Below are 19,309 nucleotides of genomic sequence, written 5' to 3' on the forward strand. Positions count from 1 at the left end.
AAATGCAAGTCGATTCCATTTTAGAACGTTTCCTCATAAAGGGAACGGGTAAACATCTATATCGTTTTTCTAACGCTGACGGTAAAACTTGGCTGATGCCTGCACATAATATGCAGGTGGCAATGAATCTTTACCAGCCCAGCGGACGAAATGGAAAAATGGTGAAAGCGTTATTTCCGTGGCTACACCGCTTACCATTCGTTCTCAAAGTCATCCATGCGAGAAGTGTGTATTTTGACATAAATGATGAGTTGAAGCGGTTGTTTTATCAGTTATTCCACGAAGCAGAGATCGATTTTTCGATTTTCTGCGGTACTCCTTGTGTACATCAGAAGATTACAATGCAAATCAGCAAAGGCAAGCGTATTTTAGGCTATTGTAAGGTGACGGACAGTGAGAATATTGCTACTTTGTTCAAAAGCGAAGCCCATATTCTAAAAGAGTTGGATCAAAAAGGATTAAAGGAAACACCAGTATGCATGTTCTGCGGAGAAACAACAGATGGAATAAAGTTGTTCGTGCAAAGTACAGTAAAAACCCGGAATTCACAAGTTGTGCATAAATGGACAGCGTTGCATGAGGATTTTCTTGACCGACTCTATAAAAGCACCCATCAACTCATTACTTTTGAGCAAAGTGATTACTACCGGACATTAACTGATTTACAGTTGCATATCGAATGGCTTCCCCAAGAAGTAGATGTCACATTGGTAACGAGCGTCATTAACCGGATATTGTCGCAATACCAAAAACAGGAAATGGATTTTTCTACCTATCACGCTGACTTCACTCCATGGAATATGTTTATGGAGAACGGACAATTATTTGTATTTGATTGGGAATATGCACAGCTTACCTACCCTCCCAAGTTAGATAAATATCACTTCTTTACTCAAACGGCATATTTTGAGAAGCATTGGAGCGTTTCGCAGATTATCGAATATATAAATTCAGAAAATGGGAAATGGATAGACCGAGAGATGTATTTACTCTATTTATTGGAGATAATATCTCGTTTCGCTATTCGTGAGAAAGGGAACATAAACAGAGAAATGGTTAAATCATTCCGAATCTGGATATCCTTACTAAAATATTTACAGGAATGAACCGTATCATTTGTTTCCACCTCTTTAACGACTACAGTGGCAGTCCCAAAGTTCTAAAAATGGCGCTGGAAGGCTTACTCAAAAAGGGTTATCAAGTAGATTTAATATCTTCCAAAGGTGGCACGCTGGATGAGTTACTGCATTACAAGAACTTGCGTAAGTACTCTTACTCTTACCGCTTTTCCAATAATCCGGTAATAACAATACTGCGCTATAGTACTATACAGATTTACACATTTTTATTGGCGTTCCGTTGGCTATTCTATAAAGATGTGGTATTCTATATCAACACTTTACTCCCTGTCGGACCGGCATTAGCCGGGCGCATCATGGGTAAACACATAGTTTATCATTATCACGAGAACGCATTTGTAAAGGGGGCATTCTACAAGGTACTGGCTACTGCCATGCAGAAGTTAGCGCATGAAATCATCTGCGTATCAGAATACCAAGCATCGTTCCTGCAACGGAAAAAAGATGTAACAGTTGTCCCCAATGCCCTGCCAAAGAATTTCGAGAACAGACTGACTCCCACCCCCCAGGCAGCCTTTGAGCGAAAACAGATTTTAATGCTCGGCTCATTGAAATTGTATAAGAGTCCGTTGGAGTTTATCGAACTCGCACAAATATTACCACAGTTTGCTTTTGAATTAGTAGTAAACGACACGCAGGAGAATATTAACTGCTTTATGAAGGAACACAAGATAAATATCTGTCAAAATCTGACCATATATCCTCGACAGAATGATGTCGTACCTTTCTACAATCATGCTTCACTCGTTTTGAATCTCTCCGATAAGAAACGGTTCGTAGAAACATTCGGATTGACGGCATTGGAAGCAATGAGTGCCGGATTGCCAGTGATAGTGCCCACAGAAGGAGGAATTGCAGAAATGGTTGTGGACGGAGAGAACGGTTACAAGATAGACGTACAAGAACTGGATAAAATAACCAATGTCATCAAGAATATTCTATCGGATAAAACACTATACACTCTATTGGCAACTAATGCTTTAAAATACTCTGAAAAATTTAATGCTGGCAATATGATTGGGCAAATTACAAAAGTACTCGCCACATCATCATTAAAAGAAAAACAACGGAATAGATTAGGAAATACAAAATAGAATTTGTTACTTTGCATTTAACAGTAAACAATGACCATCATGAAATCTCAAAAAGAATATATTGCTTTGCTCAGCGAATATTTCCGCACTAAAGCTATCAGCTACGGTGTGGAGCGGATGGGACTTTTTGGTTCTGTTTCTCGTAACGAACAAAATAACGAAAGCGATATAGATGTTGCCTACGAAGGAGAAGCCAATATATTCACCCGAATACGTATGAAAAAGGAGTTGGAACAATTATTCAATTGCAAGGTTGACATTATTCGTTTGAGCAATCAAATCAATTCATCTTTGTTTGGAGAAAATATCTCAAAAGATTTGATTTATGTATAAAACAGAACGTATACAGACATTGCTTAGCCGAATAGAAGAAGCCATTAACTTGATTGAGAAAAACTCCTCTCATATCAAATCCGCCCAAGATTTTTTATACAGTTCGGATGGAATGTTCACATTGAGCGGTATTTGCATGCAACTCATTTTTATTGGTGAGAGTGTCAAGGTGCTTGATGCCAAAACAGAACACGACTATTTATTAAAATATCCCAATATCCCATGGAATGATATTATGGGGCTACGAGATATCATAGCACATGAATATCACCATATTGACGCTGAAGAAATATTTAAAGTAATCAAAATAGATTTACCCATTTTACACAATACAATTTTGAAAATGAAGTCTGACTTCTGAAAAAGTAATCCCGATTTTATTTCAATTAGTTTTTGTTTAAATTTTCCTCCTATACTCTTTTAATAGCTTACTCAAAAAGATTCTGCAAGCAAAAATAATAGCAGAGAGAGATTTGCGCAGGAACTTCCTGCGTAATTCGTAAGCTGTCCAATAAAAGCATCTAATCTTTTTATATTCATGAAACAAGTAGCTATTGTGGGCATCCAAGGTGTGCCTGCAAAATATGGCGGCTTTGAGACTTTAGTGGAGAACATTATCGGCGATAATTGTTCGTCCGAAGTTCGTTATACCATTTTCTGTAGTGGTAAAGACTATTCCACACGTATGAAATCCTACAAAGGGGCACAACTGAAATACGTCCCGCTATTCCATGCTAATGGGGCGCAAAGCACTCCTTATGATATCCTGTCGATGCTTAAATGTCTGCGAGGCTATGATGCAGTAGTCATATTAGGCGTGTCGGGCTGCATTTTCCTACCCATCTTCAGACTATTGTATCGCAAGCGGCTGATAGTAAACATTGACGGACTGGAACACCGGAGAGACAAATGGGGCAGGTTTGCCAAATGTTTTCTGCGAACAAGCGAGGCAATAGCAGTACGCTATGCGGATGTAGTGATTACCGATAACAAAGGTATTCAGGACTATGTGACAGATACCTATCACAAGCATTCGGAACTGATAGCTTACGGCGGAAATCATGTATTAAGGGATGTGCCAATGATGAGACAAAACGAAATATTAGAAAAATACGGGCTTATAAAAAAGGAATATGCCGTTTCTATTTGCCGCATTGAGCCTGAAAACAATTGTCACATTACGCTCGAGGCATTTGCGGAAGTGGGACAGAAACTGGTGTTTATAGGTAACTGGAAATATAGTACATACGGAAAGGAGTTGCAGAGGAAATACTCCAAATATCCGAATATCTGTATGTTGAATGCGCTATACACTCTTGATGTACTATACACATTAAGAAACAATGCGAGAGTCTATATTCATGGTCATAGTGCCGGAGGTACAAATCCATCATTGGTGGAAGCCATGTTTTTCGGCAAGCCGATTTTGGCATACAATGTGATCTACAACCGGGAAACTACGGAAAACAAAGCCTGCTACTTCAGAGACAGCGAACAGTTGGTAGAACTGCTGCATGGGACTGAAGAAAACGGAGAATCGCTGAAAAAAGTTGCGGAAAGACGATATACATGGAAGTATATAGCAAAACAATATGAAGCATTATATGAATAGAAGAATCTTATCACTTATTATCGGAGTAGCTACGATGATGTGCAACGGCATGAGCTGTGGTGCCCAAACACAAAGAGAATCGTACATAGATATATTCTCCGGTGTGGAATTCAATTATCGGAATATATATTATAACAACAAGTTGTACGACTTGCTGATAAACCTGACTCCGGGCTTCAAGTGGCATCTCAAGAAGCAATGGATGATAGCGGCAGAAGGATATGTTCCTATCTATAATGATTACGGAGAACGATACAAAAGAATACGGCTGAACATGGCTGTAGTATCCAAAGAGGCGCAATGGGGCAAACAGTTCTTCAAGTTTAGCGGCGGATTGTTTGGCCGGGAACGATACGGGGTGGACGTGAAGTGGATGTATCCAATGAACCGTTGGCTTGCCATGGACGCACAAATAGGTTATACAGGATTTTGCTCGATGGCTGTAGACTGGGAATGCAGCAAGATGGAGAGAATGACAGGATGGATAGGTGTAAGGATGTATATGGACAAACTGAATACAGAATTTCGACTGCAAGGAGGAAGGTACATTTATGAAGACTATGGAGTGAGGGGAGAATGTATGCGACACTTCAAACATTGTACAGTAGGAGTGTATGCCCAATACAGCGATTGGGGTGAAGAAAATTTCGGTTTCAAGATTGTTATGATGATTCCACCTTACAAACGAAAGATGCGAAAAGTAAATTTCCGCCCGGCATCTAACTTCCGGTTAACTTACAACCTGCAGGCTGATCCTTATTCCATGCTAATGTATAGAACAGATCCGGAAGAAAATGAACGGGAAGGCAACTTCAACCGGGATTCACTGCAATGGGGAGCGAACAGGATGCCTGCCGATTTCTCCGAAAAGGAAGGAGGTAGTGGGAAATGAAGAATGAAGAATTAAGAATGACGGATAAGGGGAGGCGGATAAAATGGTTAATCGCCATGATATTTCTTGCTTTCCAGACAACTGCTGTTGCCCAACAATATACAGGAACAACCGGACTTATTCATACTCCTTCGGCTGAAATGAATAAAGAGGGAACAGCGAGAATAGGCGCCCATTTTCTTGCAAAAGAGTTTAGCCCACAATTTTTCAGTTACAACACCGGAACTTACTATTTAAGTATAACTCCTTTCTCCTGGATTGAAATAGCCTACACCTGCACATTGCAAAAAGGAAGCGGGAGAGATGCTAATAAAAATGCGGAGAAAAAGACAGGATATTACTATCAGGACCGCTACTTCTCGCTAAAGTTGCGTCCGTTGAAAGAAGGTAAATATTGGCCTGCCATCGCCATAGGAACCAATGATCCGTATGGTACGGACGGGAAAAAGGATAAAGGCAATGCCACTGCGGATGAGGGAAAAAGTCACAATGGTGACGGGAAGAGTCAATATTTCTGCAATTACTACATAGCTGCTACCAAGCACTTTCCAATCAAAAATAGCCAAATCGGCATACATGTCGCCTACCGCAAGTGGAAACGCAACTATAACCGAAAATGGGACGGGATTGTAGGAGGCATTACTTATCAGCCTTCTTTTGTTAAAAAACTCCGGCTGATAGCAGAATATACAGGCGATGATATCAATGTGGGTGCCGACTGCCTGCTATGGAAGCATCTGTTGCTACAAGCCTCCCTACAGGATGGAAAATATTTCTCCGGAGGAATTTGCTTCCAAATGAATCTATTCTGAAAGCCATCATAACATAAGCGAAAAGTTTATCAAACCAATTAATAATTAACCCCAAAAAGGAGACATGAAAATGAATTCAAATTTAAAGAAATGGAGTGTTTTAACTCTCGTTGCAGCAGCAACAACTTTAGGTCTGTTATCCTGTAAGGATAAGGACGAAGAGAAGGTAGAGATTCCGGTAGTAGAGGTCGTAACCCATAGTATTACCGGCATGGTATTAACACCTGCTGAGACAGCCCTCAGTGATGTTAAAGTGACCGCAACCATCGGAGACAAGATCTTGAAAACCAACACCGACGCACAAGGTAAGTTTGCGTTTGAGAATTTGGAAAAGACCGGTACATACGTCTTGACTTTCACAGCCGACAAACGAATAGATGCGAGTACGGAAGTCATGATTGCCGATGATAAGAAATCGCATAATGAAAGCATCACCATCGTGATGGATAAAAAAGCGGTGGAGCAAAAAGTGACCGAAGAGGTAAAAGTGGAAATCGCAACCGACGAAGAAGCCCAAAAGGCTGCTGATGAAGCGACCCAACAGGAAAACGCAACCGAAGCGGCTAAAGAAGACTTGGCAGACGTAACTAAGGAACAAATTGTCCAGACGAAAGAAGAAGTAAAAGTAGAAGCATCGACCGAAGTGGCAGCAGAAGATGCGGAGGCTACCGTAACAGTGGAAGTAGCCATTCCTGCCCAGACCGTGATGTATGTTAAGGACGAGACCGGCAATGTGGTAGACGTTCCCGAAGATCTCACGATTACGATAGCACCTGTAGCCCATGTAGCTTCGGCAGAAGACAATACAGCCGAATCACCGGCTTCGGCACCTGCCGTAGCAACCGTGGTTTGTGGTCCTGACGGACTTCAATTTGTTACTCCCGTCGAGTTAACTGTTGCCAACCCGATGGGTGATGAAAGCTTTGAGGGTGCCGCACTTTATTACCTCAACCCGAAAACGAATCTATGGGAAAAGGACATGGCAGAAGTGAAATTAACAGATGACGGTTATAAGACTCAGGTTACTCACTTTTCTGCTTACTCGGTAAAACTCCCGGAAATTATCCCGGCGATTACAACTGCCAGCGAAAACCTGACCGTCACAGGCGTTGACAACACGCTCGGCTCAAAAACGCTGACTAATGTGGAGATTCCTTATACCGTGAAGCAAGGGGTAGAAACAAGTGATATAAAATCGGCTTGCAGTGCCCAAGGATTGTCGGATGTGAGCTTCCGCATGATTAAAAACATCGTGGCTAACCGTGTCGGTACAACTAAAGTCAATACTGAAGAGAGGACTTACAAAACCGGTATGAATTTACAGGTAGGTCAAGGTATACGTATCGTATCTGCATCCCAGGCACTGGTCAACTACGCTTGGAATTTTAAGGTGGCTACTCCCAACGGAGTTAAAGTAGTGAAGGTCACCGCCAAAAAGTATGGTGCGGCGAGTATTCAGATTCAAGGCTTCAGCAGGGATCATACAGGCGGATCAAACTAAAAAAATAACAGTTGTATATATAAAAGGCGCTCTTTACAGGAGCGCCTTTTATATATACATCATTTCTTCAATGTCCACTGAATCGCATTCCTGAACATCTTCGTAAAGTCTTCCGTTTCGTACAGCTTCTTGCTATGTCCAATCTGGAAATAGACATTACGCGCTTTTTTACTTTCATTCACCCACACCACAGGATGGTCTCCCATCTTGACATCCGAGGCAGGAGTATAGCTATATTCGTCCACATGTGCCAATACATGCACATTGCGGCGCGGACTCTTGTCATAGGTATACCACTCATCATCAGGGATAATAAACGTACCCTGCACCCCTTTCATAACCGGATGCTCCGAATCTTCCGTGATAACCACTCCATCAGCCAACGGAGCAATATAGTTCTTGAAACGCACCCCGCCCATAAAGTCGGAGAACCATTGCCACATCGGATAACCATCAAATTCTCCCAATAAAGTAGCATGATGGAAACCTATCCAGCCGCCACGTCCCTCATCAATATATTTGGTAAAGGCGGCTTGTGCCGCTTCACTCCATGTATAAGGCGGATAGTCCAATTGGATAATCAAATGGAAACGATTGAGATATTCCTCCGTAATAGGTTTCGCATTATTTATTTCCGTAATTTCAAAGTTCATTGCTCCACTCTCCTGAGCCAACCATTGCAGACCTGCATCCGTAAATCCGCCATGCTGTCCACCGCGCTCAGTCAGCACCAACACTTGATAAGGAGCTGCCTGGCCTTTCTTATTCACGAGCAGGCTCTCATACATCGTACGGCGCAAATCCCCCTGAGGGTTATCACCAGCATAATCCCAATACATACCGCCAAGCAATCCCTTGTCTAAAATATATTGGCACTTAATAGCCAGCGAACGGGGATTTTCATAACCAAAAACCAGCACACCATCCTTGTTTGCCAGATAGGGTACTTTGGCCGTATCATCCCAACGCTCTTCAAATTCAGACGTACCACCCACTTTACGGTAGTCCTGGAAATTGGGATACTGGTCGCCACCACGTCCATAGAAAGGCACTCCCATAGTCAGCTTAGAAGCCGGAATGCCCGCTTTGAGATGTGCTTCAACTGCAGCGTCGGCAGTCATCCAGCCTGTATTTTCCGAACTATACAAAGCAGCATGGTGTTTGGGAGCATTTCCCATGTCATAAGACATGATGTTGACAAAATCAATATAAGGTAGAATTGCTTTGAAGTCTATATACTCACCGGAAGCCACTGTGGCAAGGGTCAACAGCTTTTTCTTTCCTATCTCTTTCCGTATATCACGCATCAGCAATGTGAAGTTCTTCGTATCATCCGGTGAAGCGGAAATGTTGGCTGCCGCACTGGTAGGATATTCCCAGTCGATATCAATGCCATCCAGACCATACTCTTTCACTACCCGTTTGCAATCTTTGGCAAATGCCAGACGAAATTCATCATTAGCAGCCATTTCACTGAAACGCCCGCTTCCCCATCCACCGATGGAAAGCATTATTTTCAATCCCGGTTTCTGAGCCTTCAAAGCAACAATCTCCCGGAGACGGTTCTCATTATCAATCCCCACTCCATTGAATGTTTCGCTCACATGACCGAATGCATAATTGATATGCGTCATGTATTGCGGGTCGGGCATGACACTACTCCAGGAAGTCACATAAGCTACAATCACCTTGCCATCCGAAGAAGCCATGCGTAATTCTCCTGCCTTACTACTGCACGACAGCAATACTGCCAATACAGACAAAATCATAAATCTCATTCTTTTCATAATATTATAGTTAATCAGCTATTTGACGAACGCGGGAACCTACCAATGCATAATACAGCATGAATAATTCTCCCAAAAGTACAATAAACCAAGACCATCTCCAACTTTCCAGCAAATCGGCGAAGACACCTTGCAGCAGAGGCAAAATAGCACCACCTACTACACCTATCATAAAGACTCCTGAAGCCACCGAAGTATATTTACCCAAATGGGCCACAGACAACGTGAAGATAGCTCCCCACATGATGGAGTGGAACAGGCCGACTGCCGTCAGCAACCAGGGATTATTAAAGATGATAGCCAACAGAGCCAGCACACCTGCCGATATGGTAGTCACCACTAACTGCACACGTGGAGGAACCTTACTCAACGAACTACCCACCAAACGCCCTATCAGCATACCACCCCAATAGAGTGTAGCCATCAGGGCAGGTGAAGGACAATTCCGTTCGATGGCATACAAATTAATATTTGCACCAATGCAAACCTCCACACCCACATAGCAGAATATAGCACAGACACCCAGCGTCAGATGCCGGAATGACCAGACACTTTTCTCCAGTTTCTCTCCTTTTTCAACCCGTGTGCCTTCTATGTCAGGTAAAGACAGCCTCATCAGCAGGAATACAACCACTACAATAGTCAGCATCAACGCCAGGAAGGGCATCATCAACTGGCTGATCTGAATATCCTCCATAGCCAGACCACCGAAAACAACACCCGTCACAAAATAAGGAGCAAGCGTAGTACCGACAGAGTTTGCCGTGCCACCGATGGCGAGACGCTGGATAGCCTGCGTTCCCTTCACCCGGCAAGCCGTGAGATAAGGATTGATGACAACCTGCAGAATGGTAGCCGAAGCCCCCACAACAAACGACCCTAATAAAAAAATAAAGAAACCGATGGGAATGATACTCCCTCCCATCACGACATCAGCATCAGGAAATCTTACGGTGAAATAAGAAGAAGCAAAAAAGAGTCCCAAACCGACAATCATCACCCAGAGTCCACGGATTAACGTTCCCTTATAGCCATACTTATTAATCCAGGATGAACCCACCCCGCCACAAATGGGATAGGCAAGAAACCATGAAAAGGTAATTAAAGTGGCAAACGTATTCTTCAGATTACCCACTTTCATAAGGAAAGTTTCTTTCAACGGTCCCTGAAACTGAGTATTGGCAGTGGTCAGGAATCCGACAATAAGGAATAGAAAGACCATTGTGAGAAACGGTCCCATGTAATTGATTTGTTTTTCCTGTTGTGTCATCATGTAGTATTATAAATATAATGATTATTTTTCAGATAGTCCGGAAGCGGAAGCTGTGTCCAGCAGGAACTCACAATCCGGATGCAGTTGAAGCACGGAAGCAGGAACATCGGGAGTGACAGGTCCTTCCAGCATTCGTTTCACAATACCGGCTTTATTGCCACCCTTAGCCACCAGCACAATCCGGCGTGCCTGCATGACATTTTTTATGCCCAAAGTAGCCCCACCCAGTTCTTTTTCCGGCGGAGTAGCGGTTTCCCGACGGATACGTTCCTCCAATTCCGGGTTCATCTTAGTAACCCATGCTTCACCATTAAAAGGAGACTGAGGTTGATTGAAACCTAAATGCCCATTCTCTCCCAATCCCAGAATCAACAGGTCGATGCCTCCACGCCTGGCTATTTCTTCCTGAAAAGCATTGCAATCCCTACTGAAATCATCCGAGAAGGTAGGCAGCATCAGGAAGTTCTCATCTTTAATGCCCAATGCATCTATGATTTCTGTCTTCAACATCGTATAACATGCTCCTGCATATTCACGAGGTACATTGGTCACTTCGTCCAACCCGAAAAAGGTGACGGCAGAGGTATTGAAAGGGTAACGGGAATATATTTCTCCGACAATCCGGTGCAGATTTCCGGTCGTGCGCCCCGTTGAGAGCCCGATCACCGCTTCCGGCTTGTGCAATATCTCTCCGATTATGCGCCAGGCAGCCGTACAATCGAATTCGCTTTCATTCTTTGTGATAGTTATATTCATATTAGTAATAAAATATAAGTAGTCCCGATTCTACATATTCATGGCTACAGCTCCTGCACCCAACAAACCGATGAACTCCGGATTCAACTTTGTGATAACAACACCATTGCTTACAAAGCGCATGGTAGTAGGATTCAGCAATTCCAGTATCTTGGCATGTATATATCCGTCAGCCACGACACCACCCCCCAGAACAATAGTTTCAGGGTCCGTCACCCGTACCAGGTTCATTATCAGATTTGCCAATGCTTCGGAAGCATTCTCCACGAGCTTCACACAGAGGGGGTCGCCCTTACGGCTTAATGCAAAAATTTCACTGACCGGTATCCGCTCGCCCCTGTCGTTAGAAATATGCAAGTCTGTTTCATATTGTTCATGAAGCAACCGGGCACAACGGTCGAAGCCAATGCCGGAAGCTATTGCCTCCACGCAGTCCATTCTTCCGCAAGTGCACTTGATTCCTACGTTCACTCCTACCCGCACATGCCCCACCTCGCCGGCATTGAAATGACTACCGCGTATCTGCCTGCCATTCACAACCGTACCGACCGCAATGCCTGTGCCTATATTTAAATAGATGAAGTTTTTGGAAATTTGTCCGAAGCCCCATACACGTTCGGCACGTGTGGCACTTTTCACATCATTATCTATATGGCAGGGAATGCCATAGATATCCGCCAATTCTTTAGCCAACGCAATAGGTTGCGTCCTACTGGGGTCTATCTGTAGCCAGATACCCAGATTAGGGTCCACCCGACCAATCAGTCCAACTCCCATTGCCAGAGGTTTCTTATCATACCACCCGACAGTTTTGATATAATCGTCCAGTGATAACTTGATAATATCCAGCGCAGCTTGTTGGTTGAAATATCCGGAGTCATATTTTTTGTATCTCAGAATATTGCCACGACTGTCTATTTCGCCAATCAGTAATTTAGTTCCGCCTAAGTCCAGGCCTAAATACGTTTCCATTTTTTATCTGCATTTTTAGAGGGTTACTATTGGCCACAATATTACGCACAATCAGGGAAACGTAAGTTGATTATTTAACAAAAAAGGTTGGCTACTTATCCACTTAGGTTTAAATACAGTTTTTATACTCTAAAATTTGCTCGGACTTATCCCAAACTGCTTCTTAAAACATGTACTGAAATATTTAGGGTCCGAAAAACCGACCATAAAGGCGACTTCACCAATCGGATATTTCTGTGACAACAAAAGCTCTTTCGACTTGTTCAACCGCACAATGCGGATAAAGTCATTAGGTCCCTGCCCTGTCAAAGTTTTTATTTTATTATAAACAGAAGTACGACTCATTCCCAACGCACGGCAGAAGTCAGTAATTGAGAATTCCGGATTAGCCATATTTTCGTCAATGACCGCCATTGCATTATCCAGAAATTCCTTATCCAACTGGCTGCTATAATCCACTTCATCCACAGGTATATCCGAAGAGAGAACCGTGTCCCTGAGATGCTGCCTGTTCTGAAGAATATTGCGAAGCCGCACTTTCAGCACAGACAGATCGAAAGGTTTAATGATATAGTCATTAGCTCCAGCCTCCAGACCCAATATGATATTTTCCCTTTCACAAAGAGCAGTCAGCAATACGACGGGTATATGGCTGGTTTCAACTGATGATTTCAATATCCGGCACAATTCATCCCCCTGGATGACAGGCATGATGATATCCGAAATGATGATATCCGGATTGATTTCCCTTGCCATATCCAAAGCTTTTCCACCATCGGGCACACTGACAACCTTATATTCGGAAGACAGGCTGTCCGTCAGGTATTCGCGCATGTCTTTGTCATCCTCGGCGAGCAACAGTACATTCTTATCCACTTGTTCATTCTCTTCCTGAGATGGAACATCGGGGGCAGTGGTTTCAGACAATTTCTCTTTCGCGGCAACTATTATCCCAGATTTCAGTTTCCTGGGGAATGTAATTGTAAACGTGGTTCCTTTATTCTCCACACTTCTGAATTCTATCTTTCCATGATGTTGTTTGATGATTCTGGAAGTAATCATCAGGCCGATGCCAATGCCCTGTTCCTGAGAGTCCACCACATTCCTGGCACGATAATATTCATTAAAGATGTTTTTCTGTTCTTCCGCCGGAATACCGACTCCCGTATCCGTCACCTCGACTGTCCACTTATTCCGGGCTTGTTTCACTATGACTCCTATTGATCCTTTCTCTGTATACTTCAAAGCGTTAGAGAGCAGATTATCCATAATATGGTCCATCTTATTCTTGTTCAGCCACACTTCAGGCATTTCCGGTTCGACTTCCAGATACAGTTCTATCTCTTTCTGAGCGGCAGCCATGCGGAAAGCGGACAGTTTATCTTCCATATATTCCTTTATATCATACCACGCCACCTTCAGATGTTCAGGATGCGCTTCCACTTTCTGTAACTCCAGCAACTGGGTAATCATAGTGAAAAGTTTCTCCGCATTCTTCATAGCAATAGCCAGTTTCTTCTTACCCTCTTCCGGCAGACCGTCCTGAGCTTCAAGTTCGCTTAACGGAGCCTTTATCAGTGCAACCGGCGTACGTATGTCGTGAGCTACTCCGATGAACGAGTGTATCCGTTCCCTGATTTTATCTTCCCTCACTCTCTGTCGTCTGAACTGGAAGAGTAAATAGCCCACTATCAAAAACAGGAGCAAATAAATAACTATGGCCCACCACGAAGCCCATAACGGATAACCGACAACTATTTCAACGGAACGTTCTCCCACCTGATGCTGGGTATATTTGTCGAATGCACGCAATTCAAAAGTATATTTTCCGGGAGGAAGGTCCATATAACCCACGCTCTGAACCGCATCCACACGATGCCACTGACGTTCATGGTTGTCCAGTCTGTACTCATATCTGACTTTGTGAGGAGAAACAAAATTAATAGCCGAAAAAGATATGGAGAATGAGTTCTGGTTATATTTAAGTTTCAGACGCCGGGTATCGTTGATGCCTGCCAGCAAAGGAGAACCGAGCGCACCTACCTTCAGTGACTCATAAGGTAGTTTAAAGTCAGTGAATATCAATTCAATCGGCACACTACCGGAAAAGTCGAAAAAAGGTGCAAAGATAAGTACTCCTTCAGCAGTGCCGAAAGCCAGATGCCCGTCTTTCGTTTTCATGGAAGCATTGGCATTATAATATCCCCAACCGATATTCAGCAGGTCATTTCCATTAATCACCATGTCTTCCGCCAAGTCCAAGCAATACAGTTCCTTTTCTGTATTGAACCAGATATGCCCGTTGCTGTCCTCAGCTATACTATTGATAGAGTTGGACACCAAACCATCTGCGGTAGTATAGATACGCGACTTGCCATTCTCCGGGTTAAAACGAATCAGCCCTTCACCATCCGTAAGCAACCAGATTTCTCCGGATGACGAACGCAACAAGCAACGGACGGGATAATGCAAAATGACCTCACCAAACTTCTGCTGCCACTTGATTTCTCCGGTGGACTTATCAAAGAAGCCCAATCCATCACAGCCTGCTATCAGCAACGTATTCTTATCGCCATACTTGATATCGCCCACACAATCTATCGGATAATAAGTGTAGGTATCGGTCCGTCTGTTATAGCGTGTGAAATCTCCTTCGATCCCTCCGAACCACAGGCAATCCCCTTCTGCATAAATCGCATAAATATAGTCGGTGGATATGCCTTTGTCCGATTGTTTATTTCGCTTTGGCATTTTCCGGACTTCACCGGACTTCTTGTTAATCCGATACAAGCCAATACCATAGCCGCCTACCCAGACATTGCCTTCATTATCTTCGCAAAGAGACAGTACTACAGACGAATAAGCATAGCCTTTCCCATTCAGGAAATGCATCCATTGTTTCGACTTCGCCCGATACACACTGATTCCGTCGTTAGTACCATACCAATAATCACCTTCCGAATCCTGAAGCATCACATTCACATGATCGGATACCAACGATGAAGGATTATTCCGTTCGTGCCTTATCCAGCGAACATCAGGCACATTAGGATCCAGATAACTGATACCGTTTGTACAGGTGGTCACCCAGACACCTCCATACTCATCTACACAGATATCCGAAACCGTATTTCCGGTCAGGCTTCTTTCATCATCTTCATCAGTGATATAATGGTTTATCAGCGTCTCATTGGCAGCATCTATTCTGAAGATACCGGCACCATCGGTACCAATCAGGATGGAGTGGTCTCCATCATAAGCAAACACACGTACAGGTATGCCCGGAATGAAAGCATCAAGAGATTTCACTTGCTTCGTAGTCAGTTCAATCACGAATGCACCATTTGAAAATGTCCCTACATATAGTTTACTACCGTATAAGAATAAAGTCTCTATACGAGCCTCCACCGGTATATCCACCTTTTCCTTGGATAGCTGACGGGCTGTTCCGGTTCTCTTCATTCTATAAACTTCCGTATTGGTTCCTACAAAGAAAACATCATTCTCCGCTTTGAGGATACAATTGGTCCATTCACCGATAAGGCCTGCCGGAGACAAAACATTATTTTCCTTATCCCAATAATACACACCCGCCGATGTAGACAGCCACAAACCTTCATCTTCCTCAAACGCCATACCGTTCAACACAGGAGAAGATATGAACTGTGACAAATCAGCCTGCAAATAGAAAGCATCTTTCAATTTGTCATAGCAGTATACCCTACCATTACGCAGTGCAATCCAGAGATTTCCTTTCTTATCCACATCCATAACAGTGAATGACAAGATGTGATCTTTGGACTCTATCGTCTCGTTTAATGTATAGTGTCTGATTTCATTTCCATCGTAACGGTCCACCCCCATGTGGGTATAAGCCCAGATAAAGCCTGTGGAATCTTTGCATATCTGGTATGTCTGCCTACTGCTCAATCCCTCCCGGATGTTCAGATGCCGGAAAGAACCGGCAAACAAACTGGTATATAACGAAATAAATAGTAATAAAATGCATGTGCGCTTTATCATAATATAATAGTCTTTCATAGTACTCGCTTTTAAACTGCTGCAATAATACAGACAAATATAAAAAAAGTGGTTGAAAAACTATCCAAATAGGTTTGATTTCTATTACTTTTGCCTACCAAACCAATAAACCGTGAGAAGCCATGCTCAGCAAGCTTAAATTAAACCAGCTTTATTTTAAAGATACACAGTTCGCCAACCTCATGACGCGACGCATTTTCAACATCCTGCTGATAGCCAATCCCTATGACGCTTTCATGCTGGAAGACGACGGACGCATCGACGAAAAGATCTTCAACGAATATACTTCGCTTTCCCTGCGCTATCCGCCACGCTTCACCCAGGTATCCACCTGCGAGGAGGCATTGGCACAACTCTCCACCGTACCGTTCGACCTCATTATCTGTATGCCGGGAACGGGAGATAACGAGAGCTTCGACGTAGCGCGCCACATCAAGAGCCTGTACGAGCAAATTCCCGTAGTGATACTGACGCCTTTCAGCCACGGCATCACCAAGCGCATTGCCAATGAGGACCTGAGTGCTTTCGAGTACGTATTCTGCTGGCTGGGCAATACGGATTTACTGGTATCCATCATCAAGTTGATAGAAGACAAGATGAATCTGGAACACGACGTCAATGAAGTGGGCGTGCAGCTCATCCTGTTGGTGGAAGATGGTATCCGGTTCTATTCGTCCATACTGCCCAACCTCTATAAGTTCGTGTTGAAGCAAAGCCAAGAGTTCAGTACCGAGGCATTGAATGCCCACCAGCGTACGCTGCGCATGAGGGGACGCCCTAAAATCGTATTGGCACGTACTTATGAAGAAGCTACCAGCATCTACGAGAAATACAAGAATAATATATTAGGTGTGATTACCGACGTCCGCTTCCCCCGTGTGGAACGTGGCGAAAAGGACGGACTTGCCGGCATCAAACTCTGTGCCGCTATCCGCAAGCAAGACCCGTTCGTGCCGCTCATCATCCAATCGTCCGAATCGGAAAATGCCCTTTATGCGTCCAAATACGGTGCCGCTTTCATCGACAAGAATTCCAAAAAGATGGATGTGGACTTGCGCCGCATCGTATCGGACAATTTCGGCTTTGGTGACTTCATCTTCCGCAATCCCGACACACTGGAAGAGATTGCCCGTGTGAAGAACCTGAAAGAATTACAGAACATCCTCTTTGCCGTACCGGCAGAGTCGTTCCTTTATCATATCAGTCGCAACCACGTCAGTCGCTGGCTCTACTCGCGCGCCATGTTCCCGGTAGCGGAATTCCTGAAACCCATCACTTGGAACAGTCTTCAGGACGTGGATGCCCACCGCAGAATCATCTTCGAAGCTATCGTGAAATATCGTAAGATGAAGAACCAGGGTGTGGTAGCCGTGTTCAAGCGCGACCGCTTCGACCGTTATTCCAACTTCGCCCGTATCGGTGACGGTTCATTGGGAGGAAAAGGCCGTGGTCTTGCTTTTATTGACAACATGGTGAAGCATCACCCCGAATTTGAAGAGTTTGATAATGCCCGCGTCGCTATCCCCAAGACGGTAGTGCTCTGTACTGATGTCTTCGACGAATTTATGGAGACAAACAATCTGTATCAGATAGCCCTCTCCGATGCCGACGACGACCTGATTCTGCGCTACTTCCTGAAAGCCAAACTGCCCGACCGCCTGGTGGAAGACTTCTTCACCTTCTTCGATGTGGTGAAGTCCCCGCTTGCCATCCGTTCGTCTTCTTTGTTGGAAGACTCGCACTATCAGCCTTTTGCCGGAATCTACAATACCTATATGATTCCTTATCTGGACGACAAATACGAAATGCTCCGCATGCTCTCCGATGCCATCAAGGGTGTATATGCTTCGGTTTATTTCCGCGACAGCAAGGCTTATATGCAAGCCACAAGCAACGTTATCGACCAGGAAAAGATGGCAGTCATTTTGCAGGAGGTTGTCGGCAACCAGTATGGCGACCGCTATTATCCCAGCATGTCCGGCGTAGCCCGTTCGCTGAACTACTACCCTATCGGTGACGAGAAAGCCGAAGAAGGCACTGTGAACCTTGCCCTCGGTCTGGGAAAATATATTGTAGACGGAGGTATGACACTTCGTTTCTCTCCCTATCATCCCCATCAGGTATTACAAACCAGCGAAATGGAAATAGCCCTGAAAGAAACACAAACCCGTTTCTATGCCCTCGACCTGAAAAATGCCGGGCATGACTTCTCCATGGACGACGGTTTCAACCTGCTGAAACTGCACGTAAAGGAAGCGGAGAAAGACGGTGCGCTGAATTATATCGCCTCCACCTACGACCCTTACGACCAGATTATCCGCGACGGTCTGTATCCCGGTGGGCGCAAGGTCATCACCTTTGCCAATATCCTACAACACGACGTCTTCCCTCTTGCACGTATTCTCCAGTTAGTATTGAAATACAGTGAACAGGAAATGCGCCGTCCCGTTGAAATTGAATTTGCCGCTACCATGAGTCGTGAAAAAGATAAGAGCGGCACTTTCTACCTCCTGCAAGTACGCCCCATTGTGGACACCAAGGAAATGCTGGATGAAGACCTCACCACCATACCGGACGATAAAGTTCTGCTTCGTTCCAATAACTCCCTCGGCCACGGGATTATGAATGATATTTATGACGTTATCTACGTGAAGACCGACGATTACAGCGCTTCGCACAATCAGGAGATTGCCTGGGAAATAGAGAAACTGAACCAACAATTCCTCAATGAGGGCAAAAATTATGTATTGGTAGGTCCCGGCCGTTGGGGAAGCAGCGATACATGGCTCGGTATTCCGGTGAAATGGCCGCACATCAGTGCCGCCCGCGTCATTGTGGAAGCCGGACTGACAAATTATCGCGTAGACCCCAGCCAGGGAACCCACTTCTTCCAGAACCTGACTTCCTTCGGAGTAGGCTATTTCACAATTAATGCCTTTATGAACGATGGCGTGTATAATCAGGACTTCCTGAATGCACAGCCTGCCGTAAATGAAAGCAAATATCTGCGTCATGTACGCTTCGAACAACCGGTCACGGTAAAGATGGACGGTAAAAAGAAGCTGGGTATTGTACTTTTACCCGGCGAGTGAGTATA

Annotated in this window: 14 protein-coding genes; 9 read left to right on the plus strand and 5 right to left on the minus strand. The window is 44.2% G+C overall.

The features are described 5' to 3' along the window. Positions 1-2 precede the first annotated feature (2 nt). From QZ135_RS00385 to QZ135_RS00420, 8 genes are all read left to right on the plus strand, one after another. Positions 3-1,106: a phosphotransferase gene (locus tag QZ135_RS00385; RefSeq protein ID WP_294604760.1), complete on the plus strand. Its 1,104-nt coding sequence runs from the start codon at positions 3-5 to the stop codon at positions 1,104-1,106. Then, entirely contained in the window at positions 1,103-2,233 is a 1,131-nt protein-coding gene (locus QZ135_RS00390; protein ID WP_294604762.1) for a glycosyltransferase family 4 protein, read from the plus strand. Before QZ135_RS00385 ends, QZ135_RS00390 begins: the two co-directional genes overlap by 4 nt. A 39-nt stretch (positions 2,234-2,272) precedes the next feature. Next, on the plus strand, positions 2,273-2,566 hold the full coding sequence (locus QZ135_RS00395) for a nucleotidyltransferase domain-containing protein (RefSeq protein ID WP_294604766.1): 294 nt from the start codon (positions 2,273-2,275) through the stop codon (positions 2,564-2,566). Continuing rightward, positions 2,559-2,927 (plus strand): HepT-like ribonuclease domain-containing protein, encoded by a 369-nt coding sequence (locus QZ135_RS00400; RefSeq protein ID WP_294604767.1) that lies wholly within the window; start codon positions 2,559-2,561, stop codon positions 2,925-2,927. Before QZ135_RS00395 ends, QZ135_RS00400 begins: the two co-directional genes overlap by 8 nt. Before the next feature lie 177 nt (positions 2,928-3,104). Further along, positions 3,105-4,178, plus strand: a complete 1,074-nt coding sequence (locus tag QZ135_RS00405) for a DUF1972 domain-containing protein (protein ID WP_294604769.1) — start codon at positions 3,105-3,107, stop codon at positions 4,176-4,178. A 34-nt stretch (positions 4,179-4,212) separates the two neighbouring features. Further along, positions 4,213-5,070, plus strand: a complete 858-nt coding sequence (locus QZ135_RS00410) for a YjbH domain-containing protein (RefSeq protein WP_294604988.1) — start codon at positions 4,213-4,215, stop codon at positions 5,068-5,070. Beyond that, the gene (locus tag QZ135_RS00415; RefSeq protein ID WP_294604770.1) at positions 5,067-5,882 is read left to right on the plus strand and encodes a YjbH domain-containing protein; all 816 of its coding nucleotides are present in this window, start codon (positions 5,067-5,069) and stop codon (positions 5,880-5,882) included. The genes QZ135_RS00410 and QZ135_RS00415 overlap by 4 nt, the downstream gene beginning before the upstream one ends. Before the next feature lie 70 nt (positions 5,883-5,952). Beyond that, on the plus strand, positions 5,953-7,383 hold the full coding sequence (locus tag QZ135_RS00420) for a carboxypeptidase regulatory-like domain-containing protein (protein ID WP_294604771.1): 1,431 nt from the start codon (positions 5,953-5,955) through the stop codon (positions 7,381-7,383). 59 nt (positions 7,384-7,442) lie between these two features. On the opposite strand, the gene QZ135_RS00425 is transcribed toward QZ135_RS00420, so the two are convergent. From QZ135_RS00425 to QZ135_RS00445, 5 genes are all read right to left on the minus strand, one after another. Then, entirely contained in the window at positions 7,443-9,170 is a 1,728-nt protein-coding gene (locus tag QZ135_RS00425; protein ID WP_294604774.1) for a glycosyl hydrolase family 18 protein, read from the minus strand. Positions 9,171-9,180: 10 nt separating this feature from the next. Continuing rightward, positions 9,181-10,440, minus strand: a complete 1,260-nt coding sequence (locus tag QZ135_RS00430; protein WP_294604990.1) for an MFS transporter — start codon at positions 10,438-10,440, stop codon at positions 9,181-9,183. Between the two features lie 24 nt (positions 10,441-10,464). Beyond that, positions 10,465-11,199 (minus strand): 6-phosphogluconolactonase, encoded by a 735-nt coding sequence (locus QZ135_RS00435; RefSeq protein WP_294604777.1) that lies wholly within the window; start codon positions 11,197-11,199, stop codon positions 10,465-10,467. Between the two features lie 30 nt (positions 11,200-11,229). Then, positions 11,230-12,171: an ROK family protein gene (locus QZ135_RS00440; RefSeq protein ID WP_294604779.1), complete on the minus strand. Its 942-nt coding sequence runs from the start codon at positions 12,169-12,171 to the stop codon at positions 11,230-11,232. A gap of 129 nt (positions 12,172-12,300) precedes the next feature. Beyond that, entirely contained in the window at positions 12,301-16,212 is a 3,912-nt protein-coding gene (locus QZ135_RS00445; RefSeq protein ID WP_294604784.1) for an ATP-binding protein, read from the minus strand. A 122-nt stretch (positions 16,213-16,334) separates the two neighbouring features. Here QZ135_RS00445 and QZ135_RS00450 point away from each other — a divergent pair, with 122 nt between their 5' ends. After that, positions 16,335-19,304, plus strand: coding sequence for a PEP/pyruvate-binding domain-containing protein (locus QZ135_RS00450; protein WP_294604787.1), 2,970 nt, complete (start codon positions 16,335-16,337; stop codon positions 19,302-19,304). Positions 19,305-19,309 lie beyond the last annotated feature (5 nt).

It is taken from the genome of uncultured Bacteroides sp., assembly GCF_905207245.1.
Classification (GTDB): Bacteria; Bacteroidota; Bacteroidia; order Bacteroidales; family Bacteroidaceae; genus Bacteroides.

Excerpts from the sequence above, each read along its gene's own strand:
- QZ135_RS00385 (WP_294604760.1), top strand. The coding sequence starts at position 3 with ATGCAAGTCGATTCCATTTTAGAACGTTTCCTCATAAAGGGAACGGGT.
- QZ135_RS00390 (WP_294604762.1), top strand. The coding sequence starts at position 1,103 with ATGAACCGTATCATTTGTTTCCACCTCTTTAACGACTACAGTGGCAGT.
- QZ135_RS00395 (WP_294604766.1), top strand. The coding sequence starts at position 2,273 with ATGAAATCTCAAAAAGAATATATTGCTTTGCTCAGCGAATATTTCCGC.
- QZ135_RS00400 (WP_294604767.1), top strand. The coding sequence starts at position 2,559 with ATGTATAAAACAGAACGTATACAGACATTGCTTAGCCGAATAGAAGAA.
- QZ135_RS00405 (WP_294604769.1), top strand. The coding sequence starts at position 3,105 with ATGAAACAAGTAGCTATTGTGGGCATCCAAGGTGTGCCTGCAAAATAT.
- QZ135_RS00410 (WP_294604988.1), top strand. The coding sequence starts at position 4,213 with ATGATGTGCAACGGCATGAGCTGTGGTGCCCAAACACAAAGAGAATCG.
- QZ135_RS00415 (WP_294604770.1), top strand. The coding sequence starts at position 5,067 with ATGAAGAATGAAGAATTAAGAATGACGGATAAGGGGAGGCGGATAAAA.
- QZ135_RS00420 (WP_294604771.1), top strand. The coding sequence starts at position 5,953 with ATGAATTCAAATTTAAAGAAATGGAGTGTTTTAACTCTCGTTGCAGCA.
- QZ135_RS00425 (WP_294604774.1), bottom strand. The coding sequence starts at position 9,170 with ATGAAAAGAATGAGATTTATGATTTTGTCTGTATTGGCAGTATTGCTG.
- QZ135_RS00430 (WP_294604990.1), bottom strand. The coding sequence starts at position 10,440 with ATGACACAACAGGAAAAACAAATCAATTACATGGGACCGTTTCTCACA.
- QZ135_RS00435 (WP_294604777.1), bottom strand. The coding sequence starts at position 11,199 with ATGAATATAACTATCACAAAGAATGAAAGCGAATTCGATTGTACGGCT.
- QZ135_RS00440 (WP_294604779.1), bottom strand. The coding sequence starts at position 12,171 with ATGGAAACGTATTTAGGCCTGGACTTAGGCGGAACTAAATTACTGATT.
- QZ135_RS00445 (WP_294604784.1), bottom strand. The coding sequence starts at position 16,212 with ATGAAAGACTATTATATTATGATAAAGCGCACATGCATTTTATTACTA.
- QZ135_RS00450 (WP_294604787.1), top strand. The coding sequence starts at position 16,335 with ATGCTCAGCAAGCTTAAATTAAACCAGCTTTATTTTAAAGATACACAG.